This is a genomic window from Pararhodospirillum photometricum DSM 122, from assembly GCF_000284415.1.
Taxonomy (GTDB): Bacteria; Pseudomonadota; Alphaproteobacteria; order Rhodospirillales; family Rhodospirillaceae; genus Pararhodospirillum; species Pararhodospirillum photometricum.
On sequence record NC_017059.1, the window covers coordinates 2,706,234 to 2,720,064 of the forward strand.

The following is a 13,831-nucleotide window of genomic DNA, read 5'->3' on the forward strand; positions in this document are numbered from 1 at the left end:
TCTCCGCCTTCAGGACTCAGCCCGCGCTCGCGTCGCCACTGCCGGGTGGGGGAACCGCAATCCCCTCGTCGGCATACTGACGCAGCTTGTTCCGCAAGGTGCGAATGGAAATGCCCAAGATGGTCGCCGCGTGGGTCCGGTTGCCCAGGGTGTGGTGCAAGGTATCCAAGATCAGATCGCGTTCGACATCCGAGACCGTGCGCCCGACCAAGGCCCCGGGGAGCCGGCCGGCCGGGGCCGAGGGGGAGGCAGACGCCAAAGCCGGCCCCTCGGTCGGCGGCGCGCCCGTCAGCAAGATGGCCGCACTCCCGATCTCGGGCCCCTGGGCCAGGAGCACGGCGCGATGCAGGGTGTTTTCCAGCTCGCGCACATTGCCGCGCCAGCCATGGCCGCGCAGCAAGGCCCGGGCAGCCGCCGACAGGGGCCGTCGGGGTTGGCCATTAAGCTCGGCGAACTTGCGAGAGAAATGATCGGCCAGCACCTCAATGTCGGCCGGTCGCGCCCGCAGGGGGGGCAAGGACAACGTGATGACGTTGAGACGAAAATACAAGTCTTCACGAAAGCCGCCTGCCCGCACCATCGCTTCCATATCGCGGTTCGAGGTGGCCAGGATGCGCACGTCCACCTTGACCGGCTGGCGCCCCCCCAGGCGGTCGATCTCGCGCTCTTGCAACACCCGAAGGAGCTTGGCCTGGAGGCGGACATCCATTTCGCTGATTTCATCGAGCAGCAAGGTGCCGCCGTTGGCTTCCTCGAAGCGGCCCAGGCGGCGGGCCACGGCGCCGGTGAACGCGCCCTTTTCGTGGCCGAACAGTTCGGATTCCAGCAGGCCCTCGGGAATGGCGGCGCAGTTAACGGCAATGAACCGCCCAGCGGCGCGCCGACTCTTGCGGTGGATATGCCGGGCAATCACTTCCTTGCCGGTGCCGGACTCCCCGGTGATCAGCACCGAGGCATCGGAGGGGGCCACCTGCTCGGCCAGCCGAACCACCGCCGCCATGGCAGGATCCTGATAGAGCAAGGTGTGATGGTCCTCGGCCACCGCCGCGAGAACGGCGGCGATCAACTCGGGGTCGGGAGGCAGCGGAATGTACTCGCGCGCCCCCGCCTTGATGGCGCGCACCGCTGCTTGGGTGTCATTGCCCAGACCATAGGCCACCACGGGCGTGGTCAACCGCTCGGCGGTCATATCGGCAATCAGGCGCTGCACGTCGAGGCGGACATCAATCATGATCAAATCGGCGCCCGCGCCCTCGCGCACATGGGCCAAGGCGCGGTCGATGGACACCACCTGGGAGACACGGGCGCCCCGCTCGACCGCCATGCGGCTGGCTTCGCCGACCTGTCCCTCCAGGGACCCAACGATCAGCAAGCGCATGGACGATCCTCCCTTGGTCGGCATCAACTGGGGTGGCGCGCTCGGGCATGCCCGTCGCGCCTTAGCCGTAATAATCCACCCGCTGGGCCGGCGGAAGGGCGCTGTTGAGCAACATTTCCAGACGGCGTGGGTTCTCCTTGCGGGCCACCGACAACACCCCCACCATGTAGATGCGTCGCACCAGGGTTTCTTCGGCGCCGTTGCGCTCCAGTTTGCCGGCCAGCGGCAAAAAGACAACGTTGCCCATCACGGCGCCATAAAAGGTGGTGAGCAAGGCCACCGCCATGCCGGGCCCGATGGAAGCCGGCGTGTCGAGATGGCCCAGCATCTGCACCAGACCAATCAGCGTGCCGATCAGGCCCATGGCCGGCGCCACCTCGGCCGCGCGGCGCAATACCGAGGTCGCGCGTGACAGGCGCTGCTGGGTGGCGTGGATGTCCTGAGCCAAAATGGCCTCAACGTCGGGCTCGGGCAGACCATCCACCACCAGGGCCAAGGCCTTGTACAAAAAGGGATCGCTCTTGAGCCCGGCCAGAATCGAGCCCTGAAAGCGCAGCACCCCGTGCTTGCGGGCGAAATCAGCCAGCGACAAAATCTTGAGCGCCGCCGCGCGGGGCGGCAGCCCGCCCTTGAACAAGGTCTCGACCAGCATGCGGGCGGTGACACCGATGTCCTTCAGCGTGAAGGACGCCAAGGTGACCGCGAGGGTGCCCAGGACCACGATCAGCAAGGAGGGCAGATCGACAAAGGCCGCCGGCGATCCCCCCAGCACCAAGGCGATGACGATCAGGGCCAAGGCCCCGCCGATGCCCAAGACGGTGGCCACATCCGGGCCTCCCCGGACGTTTCGGGGGGGGTCACTTTCGTTCACGTCGGCCATGCCGTCATCCGCCTGGGTATCCAAAGAAGAGGGCCCGCCCCAAAGGCGTCCCAAGGAAAAGGAGGCTGACGCCTCAGTTGCGCTCGGACTTGATGATTTCAGTCATGGTCACGCCCAAGCGCTCCTCGACCACCACCACTTCGCCGCGCGCCACCAGACGGTTGTTGACATAGATGTCGATGGCCTCGCCGACCTTGCGGTCCAGTTCGACCACGGCACCACGCCCCAGCTTGAGGAGCTGGTTGACCTGCATGTGGGCCTTGCCCAGCACCGCCGAAACCTGCACCGGGATATCATACACCGCTTCCAGATCGGCCGCCGAGCGCGGTCGGTCCGGGACGTCGTTGGGCTGAAAATCGTTGCTCATGCCGTCATCGCCCGACGGGTTGGATTTGAAATCATTCAGGTTGAATTCCTCGTCGGCCATCTCAGCCTCCTTAGGGCGTCCAGGTCAGTCGGGGGCCGGTCAGGGGCCGGCGGGCTCGTCGGGCGCGGCATCGGTGGGGATCGGCCCCACGGCGTGCCCCGTGTGTCGGGTGATGATCTCGGCGATTTCCTCCCACTGCCGGGCGCAATCGCGCTCGATCCCGCCAGCGGCCCATTCCACCCGGCAATCCGGGCGACCCAGGCGGGGGTCGGCGGTCACGAGCACCCGGCCTTCGTACCCGTATTGAGCCACCAGGGGCTCGAGACGCTCGCGCACCAGATCGGCAACATCGGGATGGACCCGGATCACCAGCCGAGGCTCGTCCAGCACCTGGGGCAAGGCCTCGGTCACCAAGGCGATGATCTCCGCCACGATGACGTCGGAGGCACTGACCGGCAACATCTTGCGGCACACCCCATACACCAACCGGGCGACATCGCGCGAGAGGGTGTCAAGTGAGGTGGCATGCTGGGTGCGCAGGGTCTCCAGGCTGGCCCCCACCTCGCTCAGGGCCAAAACCACCATGCGCTCGTTGGCGCCTCCCGCTTCGTCGAGGGCGGCGGCGTGACCGGCGATGTACCCCTCCTCGCGAGTTGCCTCCATCTGGGCCGCCGTGAACAACGGCGGCGGTGGTGGCGGCGGCTCGGGTTCGGGCGGCGGCTCGGGCTCGGGCGGGGGGGGGGCTTGGCGTCCCAGGCCAGGGTCAGGAGATCCAGGTGGGCGCTAAAACGAACCAAGCCCACGGGCTCTCCCGCCCGGACCAGGGCCAAGGTGGCCTCGTCGCCCGGGTCGGGGGCGACGCGCTCCACGCTCAAGGTCCGCAAAACCAGCCGGCCGGCCCAGCGCGTGAGCAGGCTTTCGACGAACGACAAGGCGTCGCCATCAATCAGGGCGTCGCCCGTCAGGCTCAGGGTCACGCTGTCACGGGTCAGTCCCGGGGCCGGCTGGTCGTGGCGCGGGGGGGTCCAGGCTCCAGTCGAGCCGGCCGATCCGCCGATCCTCGGCCAGACTGAGCACGCTGGCGATCAAGGTCTCGCGTTCCACCGGTGTGAACAGGGTTTCGCCCATGGTGCGGGTCCAGGCCTCGGCTTTGGGGCGAACCTCGTCGAGCAATCGGGCCTGGGTTTGCGCGAGGGTGCGCAGGTCCAGGGCTTGCCGTTCGGCGGGCAGCACCTCGGCCCGCAGGGTTTCGGCCCGCTCATGGGCAACCAGGGCCACCGCCGTTGCCGCTCCGGTCACGAAGGCCAAGGCCAGCCACAGGCGCCCTTCCCGCCCCAAGGCCCAACCGTGCCGGGACGAGAGCACCCGGACCAGCCGTCCCCGGGGGGCGTCTGGGGGCGGCGCGGGGGGATCGGGAGGGAACGGAGGGGGGGCTGTCGCTTCGGTCTCCTCGGTCATGGATGGGCCTCCAGGGTCAGGCGCACGGTCAGGCTGGGGCCGGGCAGGAGCGAGGCGGGCCCCTCCAGCGTTCCTTGCCAGGGTCCCTCGGGGGCCGCGCCCTTTTCCAAGGTGACGGGGTGGCCGGGGAAGGCCACGGCGAGCCGTCGGCCTGGATCTCCCCCCTCGCCCAAGACGGACGGCGGCGCGGGCAAGGTGAGGCGGATCTCCAAACTGCCGCCGGGGTGCTCCAGGCTCAGACGCTCCACGCCGCCGATCGGGCCGAGGGCTGTGCGCAGGCGCTGGGCCAACTGTCGGGGCGTTGCGGCCTCGGGCACGGTAGCCGGCAGGGCCCGCAGGGCTTCCGGGGGAGCGGGAAGGGCGGCCAGCGCCGCCTCGACCCGGGCGAGGGCGTCGCGGGCGCTTTGCAGATCATGGTGCGCGGTGTCGGCACGTGCCATCAGGCGGGGGATCTGGATTCCTTCCGCCACCGCCAGGGTCAGGGCCGTGACGGCGGCCAAGCCCAGGCTCAGGCCCAAGGTCCGGCGCGCGAGGCGGGCATGGTCGGCCGGCCTGTCGGTGCGAAGCGGTCGCATCTGCCAGACCGGACGCCCCCCGGGCGACAAGGCCCACAGCGCCACCAGATGGTCTACCGCCGTATCGCCCCCGAGGGGGGCCGAGGGCAGGCCCAGGGCTTCGGCCGCGGCCCGAGGCTGGGGGGTCAAGACCGGCGCGCCCCGGGCGAGCGGGGCCAAGGTATCGCTGAGGATCGGGTCGCAGAGCGTTCCGACGTCGTCTGGGACCGTTGGCTGCAAGAAGGCCGGCAGGGGGGGCGCGCCGTCGCGCGCGGGGGGCGGGGAGGGCAGGCCGGGCCGTCCCAGAACCAGGAGGCCGCACGGATCCCCCCCGCGATAGCCGCGTCGGCGCAGGTAGGCCAGCGTCGTGTCGATCTCGCGGGCCAGGGCGTCGGCGTCCGGGGGAAGGGGGGTCAAGCGGACCAGCACCGGCACCCCATCGCGGGCCGCCACCTGTCGCATGCCGGCCCGGCCCAGGGCCAGGATCAGCGACCAAGCGAAGGGAGAAGGCTCCGGGGTCTGGGCAAACAAGGCCCGGGCCAGGCTCGGCAAGGCCAGGGCGGGGGCGATCACCGGGACGGGACGGCCGAAACTCTCCTCCAAGCGGGTGTGCCAGCCGCCCAGCCGGCTGTCGCTGCATCCCGCCACGATCAACCGGGGGCCGGCGGGGCTGGCAAAGGGGCGCGCCACGGAAAAGGCGCCCGCCGGAAAGTGGGCGCGGCGATGGCCCTCATGGAGAGCGCGCCGGAGCCAGGGGGAGACCCGGGGGACGCTCTCTTCCTCGACCCGCAGATCGGCCCCATCAACCAGCAGCCAGGGCACGGGGCCGGGCCCCAGGTCGGGACCGGTCAGGCAGCGGGCAGGGCGGCCGGGCTCCAGCAGCAGCGCCGGCAGGTCATCGGCCACAAGAAGGCCCCGGGGCGACGGCGCGGCAAAAGAGAAGAGGCTCATAGGCTCACTCCCGACAAGGCGTCGTAGACCGGTAACAAGACGGCCCACACGATCCAGGCCATCAGGCCTCCCGCCACCAGCAACAGCAAGGGTTCACTGAGCGCCACGAGACGCTCGGAAGACTCGGTTGCGTCGCGATCATGGTAGCGGCCAACGTGTTCCAAGGCACCGGCCAGATCGCCGCCGTCCTCCCCCACCCGGACCATGCGCCAGACCAGGGGGGGAAACTGTCCCGACAGGCGCAAGGCCTCCGACAACGGATGCCCGGCGCTGACCGCCGCCGCCGCCGTGTCGAGGGCCTCAGCCAGACAGCGGTTGCCAAGGACGCCCCGGCCAATGGCCAAGCACTGTGGCAGCGCCACCCCGGCCTGGAACAGCAGCGCGACGCCATGGGCAAAGCGGGCCAGGGCCAGCCGTCGGATCAAGGGGCCGATCAGGGGCAGGTGCAGCAGCAAGGCATCGATGCGGTAGGCAATCTCGGGGGAGAGGCGCCGCCCCACCGTCAACCCCAGCCCTGCGAGGGCAAAGCCCAGCGCGATCCAGGGCCCCAACTGTCCCATGGCCTGGGACGTGGCGAGCAGGGCCCGGGTTTGCACGGGGGGGCCGTCGCCCAGCCCGGCCAGAAAGGTGGAAAGGTCGGGCAAGACCGCGCCCGTCAGGAAAAAGAGCACCCCGGCCAGCACCGAGAGCACCAGCAAGGGATAGCGCACCGCCTTGCCCAGGCGTCGCTTCAAGTCGTCGCGCCACGCCAAGTGCGCGCCGAGGGTCTGGAAGGCCTGGGTCAGATGCCCGCTTTCCTCGCCGGCGCGGATCAGAGGAGCCATCACCGGGTCGAGCCGGGCTTCCTGGCGGGCGAGAGCCTCGGACAAGGCGTGGCCCCGGCCCACGTCTTGCGCCAAGGCATCGAGCACGGCGGCTAGGGCCGCATTCACGGTAACGCTGCGGGCGTCGGCCAGGGCTTCCAGCAGCGGCACCCCGGCGTCCAGGGCCCGCTCCAGGTGCAAGCACAGGTGCTCCAACTCTCGCAAGGGCACCCGGCGTCGCCGTGCCAGCCGTCGCATCCCCCCCTCGCGGGCCGGCGGCACGCTGACCAGACCAAGAGGATGAAGCCCGGCTGCGCGCAGGGCCCGGGTCACGTCCGTGAGGTCCCGGGCCTCCAGGCGTCCGCGCAGCACCCGGCCCCGGGCATTGACCGCGCGATAGGCGAACAAGGGCACGCGGCTAGGCCATCTTGCGGGTGACATCCACCACCCGGATCAGCGACGTCATGTCGATGGTCCCGGAGAGCACCAGTCGCACGCCATCGGCGGCAAGGTTGCGCAACCCCTGACGCTCGGCCAGGGCGCGGATTTGGGACCAGGGGGCTCCCTGGGCCAGCAAGGCGTCGATCTCGGGGGTGATGACCAGAAGCTCGGTCAAGGCGGCGCGGCCGCGGTAGCCCAGGTGGCCGCAGGCCTCGCAGCCCTGGGCCCGCCACACCGTTGGCGCCCGGTGGCCCTCGAAGCCCAACAAACGGCATTCCTCGGGCGTTGCCGTGCCCTCGCGCTTGCACTGCGGACACAGGCGCCGCGCGAGGCGTTGGGCCAAGATGCCCGAGAGCACCCCGCTCATCAGGCTGGGCGTCACCCCCAGGTCAAACAGCCGGGGCAAGGCGGCCACGGTGTCGTTGGCGTGCAAGGTGGCGTAGACCTGATGCCCGGTCATGGCCGCGCGCAGGGCCATGGAGGCGGTGTCGGCATCCCGGATCTCGCCCACCAAGATGACATCGGGGTCCTGGCGCAACATCGCCCGGATGCCATCGGCAAAGCCCAGCCGTGCCCCCTCGCGCACCTGGGTCTGGCGCAACAGGGGCAGGTCGTATTCAACCGGATCTTCCAGGGTCACGATGTTGAGGTCGGGCCCGCTGATGTGGTCCATCAGGGCATACAAGGTGGTTGTTTTGCCCGAGCCCGTGGGGCCCGTGACCAGCATCAGGCCCTCGGGCTTGAGGGCCAGGCGCCGCAAACCGTTCAGGCTGTCGTTGGCAAAGCCCAGTTGTTCCAGTTTGAGCGGCGTGGCCGAGCGATCGAGCACGCGCAGCACCACGTTTTCGCCGTGCACCGTGGGCATCACCGAGGCCCGGAAGTCCACCTTGCGATGGGCCACGGTCATGGAGAACCGCCCGTCTTGGGGATTGAGGCGGTCGGCGATGTTCATGCCCGACAAAATCTTGAGGCGTTGCGCCACCGCCGCCCAATACTGTTTGTGGAAGGTCAGGGTTTGAACCAAGGCGCCATCAATGCGCAGGCGCACCCGCAAGAAGGCGCCATCGGGCTCGAAATGGATGTCCGAGGCCCGCCGCTTGACCGCATCAAGCAGCAAGGCGTTAACCAGCCGCACCACCGGGTGGGACTCGGTGTCGCGGGCCCGGTCCAGGTCGGCGCCCCCTTCGCCCAGGGACTCCAACTCGCGCAACACCCCGTCCAGGGTCAGGGTGTGGCCATAGGCGCGGTCAATGGCCTGGGCGATCTCGGCCTCCGACGAGGCCAGGGGCTCGACCCGGGTGTCGCGGCCGTAGGGCCGTCGTGCCTCGTCCATGGCCACCACGTCGAGGGGTCGGCCATGGCCAGACGCAAGATCCGCCCGGCATACCCGACGGGAAACACCCGCAACCGCCGCGCCATTTCCTCGGGTAAGGGGGCGAGCGCCAGGGGGTCGGCCACCGTGGCGGCCGGGTCGAAGCGATCGCGGCCGCTGTTGTGGGCCATGATCTCGGCCAGGGTTTGGTCGGTCAGGAACCCGAGGTCCACCAGCACCTGTCCCAGCATGGCGCCCGTGCGCTTTTGTTCGATCATGGCCACGCGCAACTGGTCGCGCGAGATCAGGCCCGCCCCCACCAGTTGGTCGCCCAGGCGGGTCGTGTCGTCGCGCGCGCTGACCACTGGGGCCGTGGGCGCGAGCTTGGTCGCCTTGGGAGGGGGGGCCTCGGGCACGATGGGGGGCCGGGGCGACGGGCGCGACTCGCTCCAGTGCCCGGGGGGATCGGGGAGGCGGACATCGGTCCCTTTGCTTGGGGCGGGCTTGGACTCGACGGCGCGAGGATCTTGCCCCCTGGCCTCAAGACGCGCGGCTCCGGGCTCGACCAGCGGCGCAATGACCGGCGCGGTGGGCGAGGGGCGGGGGCTCGCCTGGGCGGCTCCGCTGGCCCAGCCGCCCCGCGACTTGCCGGGGCCGACCGGCGAGAGCAATCGACTGGCCCTCTGGGGGCGGGGCCTCGTGGCCTGCCTGGGGGCCGATGCCCGGGCCCAGGCCCTGGTCGCGCTGGCGGCGGGCAATGCGGTGCTGGTCGAGCGGCCGTTGGGTCTGGAGGATCACCCGGTGGTGGGGCCCTTGATTGTCGTGGGCCGGGTGGATCTTGAGGGGACCGAGCTGGCCTTGGTGGTTTGCGATGGCCCTGAGGTGCCGACCTTGCGGCGGATCCTGGCCGAGCGGCCGGGCGCGCGCGTCCCCCTGGTGTCGTTGACCGATGGCCTTGGCCGCTTTGTCTGCGAGCGGGTGGTGTCGATCGACACCACGGCGTCCGGGGGCAATGCCTCGTTGTTGATGTTGAAGGAAGACTAACAAGCGAAAGGCTGGGGAGGCTCGCCTCCCCTGCCCCCTCGGGCCCGGAAGGACAAGCCGGTTGACAGAGGAGCGGGCTTGGGTTTCGTTATGGCGTCCACCCCCATAACGGAGCCCTTTGATGAGCGTGCCCGAGTTGGAAGCGGCCCTCACGGTTCAACGAGATTCCACCACCCGCATGGGGACCGATCGCCTGCGCCTTCTGGAAGCGATTCGCGATCACGGATCCATTGCGGCGGCGGCACGCAGCGTCGGGCTGTCCTACAAGGCGGCCTGGGAAGCCGTTAATGCCATGAATAACCTGTTCAGCCAGCCCCTGGTCCTGGCCAGCCCCGGCGGCCGGCACGGCGGTGGGACGTCCTTGACCCCGGCGGGCGAGCGCGTGTTGAGCGCCTTTGGCGATGTCCAGGCTGAATTGGACAAGTTTCTGGGACAGTTGGCGCGGCGTCTTGAAGACCCCCTGCTGCCCTCTTCTTCCCCCTTCCTGTGGAGCCTGATGATGAAGACCAGCGCTCGCAATGTCTTTCGCTGCACGGTGAGCCATGTAATCGAAGGCCCGGTCAATGCCGAGGTCGTTTTGGACCTAACGCGCGGCCAATCCCTAACCGCCGTGGTGACCGAATACAGCGTGCGTGACCTGGACTTGGCGCCGGGACGCGAGGCGTATGCGCTCATCAAATCGACGTTCGTGATCATCGCCCGCGAGGAAGGCCTGGGCCGCACCTCGGTGCGCAACCGCCTGCATGGGGTGGTGTTGAGCCGGATTGATGGATCCATCTCCAGCGACATCGTTCTGGATCTTGGCGACGGTAAGACCGTGGCCGCCGTGATCACCCGCGAGAGCGCCGAGGCCCTGGACCTTCAGCCCGGCACCCGCGCCTGCGCCTTGATCAAGGCCAGCCACATCATCTTGGCCGTGGACTGACGCCGTTCGCTTTTATTTCTCCCCCAGCCCATCCGCCCTTTTGACCTCGTGGAGGTTTTCATGAACTTTTCACCCGTTCGTGCCGCGTTTGTAACGGCGATCGCCGCGCCGGTGGCCCTCGTGCTGGGCCTGTCCGCTGGCGTGCCCGACGCCCGAGCCGGCGAGACCCTGGCCGCTGTGGCCGCCAACTTCACGGCGGCGGCCAATGAGATCGGCGAGGCCTTCACCAAGGCGACCGGCCACACGGTGAAGTACAGCTTTGGTGCGACCGGGCAGCTCTACACCCAGATCACCCAAGGCGCGCCCTTCGAGGTGTTCTTGTCGGCCGATGCCGAACGCCCGGCCCAGGCGGTGAAGGAAGGCTTCGCGGCTCCCGACACGTTGTTCACGTATGCCATCGGCAAACTGGTGCTGTGGAGCGCCGACCCGGCCGTGGTCGATGCCGAGGGCGCCGTCTTGAAGGCCGGCACCTTTGAAAAAATCGCCCTGGCCAATCCGGCCGCCGCCCCCTATGGCGCCGCTGCGGTCGAGACCCTGAAGGCCCTGGGCCTGTACGAGACCCTGGAGCCCAAGATCGTTCAGGGCAACAACATCTCGCAAACCCACCAGTTCATTGCCTCGGGCAGCGCCCAGCTTGGCTTCGTGGCCCTGGCCCAGATCATCACCGAGGACAAGGGCTCCAAGTGGGTCGTGCCCGAGACGATGTACACCCCGATCCGCCAAGACGCCGTGCTGCTTAACACCGGCAAGGACAGCGAGGCGGCCCGCGCCTACGTCAGCTTCCTCAAGAGCCCGGAAGCGCTGGCCATCATCAAGCGCTACGGCTACGGCACCGACGGCCACTCGTAAAAAAAACGAGGGGTTTGGGGAGGCCGCGCCTCCCCAACCTTCTCTTTGCGTCCCCCACGGTTCAGCCCCGCCTCCCCCGATTGGCCGTAAAAGGAAGCCCGTTGCATGATCGACCCGCCCATCGTCGAGGCCATGCTGCTCACCTTACGCCTTGCCGGAACCACCACCTTGGTCTTGCTGCTGCTGGGAACCCCGCTGGCGTGGTGGCTGGCCCGAACCCACTCCCGGTTTAAGGACGTGGTGGGCACGGTGGTCTCATTGCCCATCGTTTTACCGCCCACCGTCTTAGGCTTTTACCTGTTGTTGCTCATGAGCCCGCGCAGCCCTCTGGCGGGTTTTTTTGAGAGCCTCGGCCTCAAGACCCTGGCCTTCACCTTCGAGGGCTTGGTGGTCGGCTCGGTAGTGTGTTCCCTGCCCTTTGTCGTCAACCCAATCCGCAATGCGTTCACCGCCCTGGGCGATCGCCCCTTGGAGGTGGCCGCCACCTTAAGGGCCGGACCGTTCGACCGGTTTGTCAGTGTCGCCCTGCCCCTGGCCAGCCCCGGCCTACTCACCGGCGCCGTCCTTGGCTTTGCCCACACCGTGGGCGAGTTCGGCGTGGTGCTGATGATTGGCGGCGCCGTGCCCGGGGAAACCAAGGTCCTGTCGATTGCCCTCTACGACTATGTCGAGACCATGCGCTGGTCACAGGCTCATATGATCTCGGGGGGCATGCTGGTCTTTTCGTTCCTGGTCATCCTGACCATGACCGTGCTGGAACGCCGCTTGGGGAGGAAAGGCTCATGAGCGGTATTCGGGCCCGCTTTGCCGCCCGATTAGGGTCCTTTCACCTCAACGCGACGTTCAAAGTCCCGGGCAAGGGCGTCACCGCCCTGTTTGGCCCCTCGGGCTGCGGCAAAACCACGGTCTTGCGCTGCATCGCCGGCCTTGCCCGCTTACCAGACGGCCAGCTTACGGTGGGGGACGACGTCTGGCAGGACGGTCGGCACTTTGCGTGGTGTGCGCCGGCGACGTCATGCTTGATCGCTTCGTCCACGGCGCGGTGGAGCGTATCTCCCCGGAAGCCCCCATCCCGGTCCTGCGCGTGCGCGAGGAGCGCGTCATGCTGGGCGGTGCCGGCAACGTGGTGCGCAACATCGTCGCGCTCGGCGGACAGTGCGCCTTTCTCGCGGTGATCGGCGATGATGCGGCCGGGGCCGACGTCACCCGCCTGCTGGCCGCCGAGCCGGCGGTGGAGAGTTTTATCGGGGTGCAGCCGTCGCGCCGGACCAGCCTCAAAACCCGGTTTATTGCCGGGGGCCAGCAGTTGCTCCGCGCCGACGAAGAAACCATCGCCCCACTCGCCCCCGACGATGCGGCCCGTTTGCTGGCCGATGCCCGCGCCCGGCTGGCCCAGGCCGGCGCCTTGGTGTTGTCGGACTATGGCAAGGGCGTGCTCGACGGCGACGTCACCCAAACCCTGATCGCCCTGGGCCGGGCGGCCGGAGTGCCGGTAATCGTCGATCCCAAGGGCCGCGACTTCACCCGCTATCGCGGCGCCAGCCTGCTGACCCCCAACCGCAAGGAACTCGCCGAGGCGACCGGCCTGCCCACCGGCAGTGACGCCGAGGTGGTGGCGGCCTGCGAGGTGGTGCTCGAAAGTTGCGCCGTGGACGCGGTGCTGGCCACCCGCAGCCAGGACGGCATGACCTTGGTCACCGCCGAGGGCTTGGTGGTGCATCTGCCGGCCGAGGCCTTGGAAGTTTTTGATGTGTCTGGCGCCGGTGACACGGTGATTGCCACCCTGGCCTCGGCGCTGGCGGTGGGCGCCCCCCTGCCCGAGGCCTGCCGGCTGGCCACGCTGGCGGCGGGGATTGTCGTGGGCCGGGTTGGCACGGCGACCGTGCCCGCCGCCGATCTGCTGGCTGCGATCCATCACCAGGACCTGAGCGCCAGCGAATCAAGGATCGTCGCCGCCGACGAGGCCCTGGAGAGGGTCGGGCGCTGGCGACGCCAGGGCTTGCGGGTGGGGTTCACCAACGGATGCTTCGATCTGCTCCATCCCGGTCACGTTTCGCTTTTGCATCAGGCCCGCGCCGCCTGCGACCGGCTGATCGTCGGGCTCAACACCGATGCCTCGGTCCAGCGTCTCAAGGGACCAACGCGGCCGGTGCAAAGCGAAATGGCGCGGGCCACCGTGCTCGCGTCCCTGGCCGGGGTCGATCTGGTGGTACTGTTCGACGCGGACACGCCGCTTGACCTGATCCGGTGTTTGATGCCCGATGTCCTGGTCAAGGGCGCCGACTACACCGAGGAAACGGTGGTGGGCGCGGCCGAGGTCAAGGCGGCGGGAGGCCGGGTGCTGCTGGCCACCCTGGAGGAAGGTCACTCCACCACCGCAACCTTGGCTCGCTATACGGGGCGCCCGACCCGGGGAGGATCTGCGTAATGAACAAGGCCGTGCGTTATTCCTGGCCCTTGGTTGTGGGGCTGTTGGCCGGGTGTTCCTGGAACCCGATGACGTGGTGGTCCTCCAGCGCCTCCCCGCCCCCGGCCAAAGCGGCGCCAGCGCCGGTTGCCCCCGCCCCTGCCGCCGACTGTGGCGCGACCGGCTTGCAAGATCGCGTTGGCGCCTTGTTGATTGGCAGCACCGCGTCGGCGCCGGTAGGGCCGACCTTGCGGGTGTCGGACCTGCCGCTGCCGCATCGGATCATTCCCGATGGCAGCATTCTCAGCGATCCGCGCGACCCGGCCCGGCTTAGTGTGTTTCTGGACGCTAGGGGGCGCATTGCCCGGCTGGAGTGTCAGTAAGCGTTGTGAGAGGCGCAAGGAAAAAAAGGAAGGCGTGGGGAGGCGAAGCCTGTCCACGACCCCTCCTTTCTTGAAGACG

Annotated in this window: 16 protein-coding genes and 1 pseudogene; 7 read left to right on the top strand and 10 right to left on the bottom strand. The window is 68.8% G+C overall.

The features are described from left to right. Positions 1-16: 16 nt before the first annotated feature. The 10 genes from flbD to RSPPHO_RS21110 form a co-directional block, all read right to left on the bottom strand. Positions 17-1,378: a sigma-54-dependent transcriptional regulator FlbD gene (flbD, locus tag RSPPHO_RS12150; protein WP_041795342.1), complete on the bottom strand. Its 1,362-nt coding sequence runs from the start codon at positions 1,376-1,378 to the stop codon at positions 17-19. A 61-nt stretch (positions 1,379-1,439) separates the two neighbouring features. Continuing rightward, positions 1,440-2,204, bottom strand: a complete 765-nt coding sequence (locus tag RSPPHO_RS12155) for a motility protein A (RefSeq protein ID WP_242390484.1) — start codon at positions 2,202-2,204, stop codon at positions 1,440-1,442. 127 nt (positions 2,205-2,331) lie between these two features. Further along, a complete protein-coding gene (gene fliN, locus RSPPHO_RS12160; RefSeq protein WP_014415531.1) occupies positions 2,332-2,685 on the bottom strand; it encodes a flagellar motor switch protein FliN in 354 nt (117 codons plus the stop codon). 39 nt (positions 2,686-2,724) lie between these two features. After that, positions 2,725-3,288 carry a FliH/SctL family protein gene (locus RSPPHO_RS12165; protein ID WP_242390485.1) on the bottom strand — a complete coding sequence of 188 codons (564 nt, stop codon included), beginning with the start codon at positions 3,286-3,288 and terminating at the stop codon, positions 2,725-2,727. Continuing rightward, complete coding sequence (locus tag RSPPHO_RS21105) at positions 3,192-3,602, bottom strand: hypothetical protein (protein WP_242390486.1); 411 nt, start codon at positions 3,600-3,602, stop codon at positions 3,192-3,194. The genes RSPPHO_RS12165 and RSPPHO_RS21105 overlap by 97 nt, the downstream gene beginning before the upstream one ends. A gap of 4 nt (positions 3,603-3,606) precedes the next feature. Then, the gene (locus tag RSPPHO_RS12170; protein WP_014415533.1) at positions 3,607-4,083 is read right to left on the bottom strand and encodes a hypothetical protein; all 477 of its coding nucleotides are present in this window, start codon (positions 4,081-4,083) and stop codon (positions 3,607-3,609) included. Further along, positions 4,080-5,588 carry a hypothetical protein gene (locus tag RSPPHO_RS17960; protein WP_051013860.1) on the bottom strand — a complete coding sequence of 503 codons (1,509 nt, stop codon included), beginning with the start codon at positions 5,586-5,588 and terminating at the stop codon, positions 4,080-4,082. Before RSPPHO_RS17960 ends, RSPPHO_RS12170 begins: the two co-directional genes overlap by 4 nt. Beyond that, on the bottom strand, positions 5,585-6,805 hold the full coding sequence (locus tag RSPPHO_RS12180) for a type II secretion system F family protein (RefSeq protein WP_041795346.1): 1,221 nt from the start codon (positions 6,803-6,805) through the stop codon (positions 5,585-5,587). Before RSPPHO_RS12180 ends, RSPPHO_RS17960 begins: the two co-directional genes overlap by 4 nt. A gap of 4 nt (positions 6,806-6,809) precedes the next feature. Then, positions 6,810-8,165 (bottom strand): GspE/PulE family protein, encoded by a 1,356-nt coding sequence (locus tag RSPPHO_RS12185; protein WP_242390487.1) that lies wholly within the window; start codon positions 8,163-8,165, stop codon positions 6,810-6,812. Beyond that, positions 8,057-8,815, bottom strand: coding sequence for a cyclic di-GMP-binding domain-containing protein, MshE-related (locus tag RSPPHO_RS21110; RefSeq protein ID WP_242390488.1), 759 nt, complete (start codon positions 8,813-8,815; stop codon positions 8,057-8,059). Before RSPPHO_RS21110 ends, RSPPHO_RS12185 begins: the two co-directional genes overlap by 109 nt. Positions 8,816-8,843: 28 nt before the next feature. Here RSPPHO_RS21110 and RSPPHO_RS12190 point away from each other — a divergent pair, with 28 nt between their 5' ends. From RSPPHO_RS12190 to RSPPHO_RS20065, 7 genes and pseudogenes are all read left to right on the top strand, one after another. Further along, positions 8,844-9,188 carry a hypothetical protein gene (locus RSPPHO_RS12190; RefSeq protein ID WP_242390489.1) on the top strand — a complete coding sequence of 115 codons (345 nt, stop codon included), beginning with the start codon at positions 8,844-8,846 and terminating at the stop codon, positions 9,186-9,188. 121 nt (positions 9,189-9,309) lie between these two features. Further along, positions 9,310-10,113 (top strand): TOBE domain-containing protein, encoded by an 804-nt coding sequence (locus RSPPHO_RS12195; protein WP_041795349.1) that lies wholly within the window; start codon positions 9,310-9,312, stop codon positions 10,111-10,113. Between the two features lie 60 nt (positions 10,114-10,173). Then, complete coding sequence (gene modA / locus RSPPHO_RS12200; RefSeq protein WP_041795351.1) at positions 10,174-10,962, top strand: molybdate ABC transporter substrate-binding protein; 789 nt, start codon at positions 10,174-10,176, stop codon at positions 10,960-10,962. 105 nt (positions 10,963-11,067) lie between these two features. After that, on the top strand, positions 11,068-11,748 hold the full coding sequence (modB, locus tag RSPPHO_RS12205; RefSeq protein ID WP_014415541.1) for a molybdate ABC transporter permease subunit: 681 nt from the start codon (positions 11,068-11,070) through the stop codon (positions 11,746-11,748). Beyond that, a pseudogene (locus RSPPHO_RS21115) lies at positions 11,745-11,882 on the top strand (AAA family ATPase); the annotation flags it as partial. The gene modB and the pseudogene RSPPHO_RS21115, both read left to right, overlap by 4 nt. A 50-nt stretch (positions 11,883-11,932) precedes the next feature. Further along, positions 11,933-13,390 carry a D-glycero-beta-D-manno-heptose-7-phosphate kinase gene (rfaE1, locus tag RSPPHO_RS12210; RefSeq protein ID WP_051013861.1) on the top strand — a complete coding sequence of 486 codons (1,458 nt, stop codon included), beginning with the start codon at positions 11,933-11,935 and terminating at the stop codon, positions 13,388-13,390. Continuing rightward, complete coding sequence (locus tag RSPPHO_RS20065; RefSeq protein WP_051013862.1) at positions 13,390-13,752, top strand: hypothetical protein; 363 nt, start codon at positions 13,390-13,392, stop codon at positions 13,750-13,752. The genes rfaE1 and RSPPHO_RS20065 overlap by 1 nt, the downstream gene beginning before the upstream one ends. Positions 13,753-13,831: the final 79 nt, after the last annotated feature.

What these genes read in the sequence shown, in the direction of transcription:
- flbD (WP_041795342.1), bottom strand. Translation starts at nt 1,378, where the DNA reads ATGCGCTTGCTGATCGTTGGGTCCCTGGAGGGACAGGTCGGCGAAGCC.
- modB (WP_014415541.1), top strand. Translation starts at nt 11,068, where the DNA reads ATGATCGACCCGCCCATCGTCGAGGCCATGCTGCTCACCTTACGCCTT.
- RSPPHO_RS12165 (WP_242390485.1), bottom strand. Translation starts at nt 3,288, where the DNA reads ATGGAGGCAACTCGCGAGGAGGGGTACATCGCCGGTCACGCCGCCGCC.
- modA (WP_041795351.1), top strand. Translation starts at nt 10,174, where the DNA reads ATGAACTTTTCACCCGTTCGTGCCGCGTTTGTAACGGCGATCGCCGCG.
- RSPPHO_RS12170 (WP_014415533.1), bottom strand. Translation starts at nt 4,083, where the DNA reads ATGACCGAGGAGACCGAAGCGACAGCCCCCCCTCCGTTCCCTCCCGAT.
- fliN (WP_014415531.1), bottom strand. Translation starts at nt 2,685, where the DNA reads ATGGCCGACGAGGAATTCAACCTGAATGATTTCAAATCCAACCCGTCG.
- RSPPHO_RS17960 (WP_051013860.1), bottom strand. Translation starts at nt 5,588, where the DNA reads ATGAGCCTCTTCTCTTTTGCCGCGCCGTCGCCCCGGGGCCTTCTTGTG.
- RSPPHO_RS12185 (WP_242390487.1), bottom strand. Translation starts at nt 8,165, where the DNA reads ATGGACGAGGCACGACGGCCCTACGGCCGCGACACCCGGGTCGAGCCC.
- RSPPHO_RS20065 (WP_051013862.1), top strand. Translation starts at nt 13,390, where the DNA reads ATGAACAAGGCCGTGCGTTATTCCTGGCCCTTGGTTGTGGGGCTGTTG.
- RSPPHO_RS12195 (WP_041795349.1), top strand. Translation starts at nt 9,310, where the DNA reads ATGAGCGTGCCCGAGTTGGAAGCGGCCCTCACGGTTCAACGAGATTCC.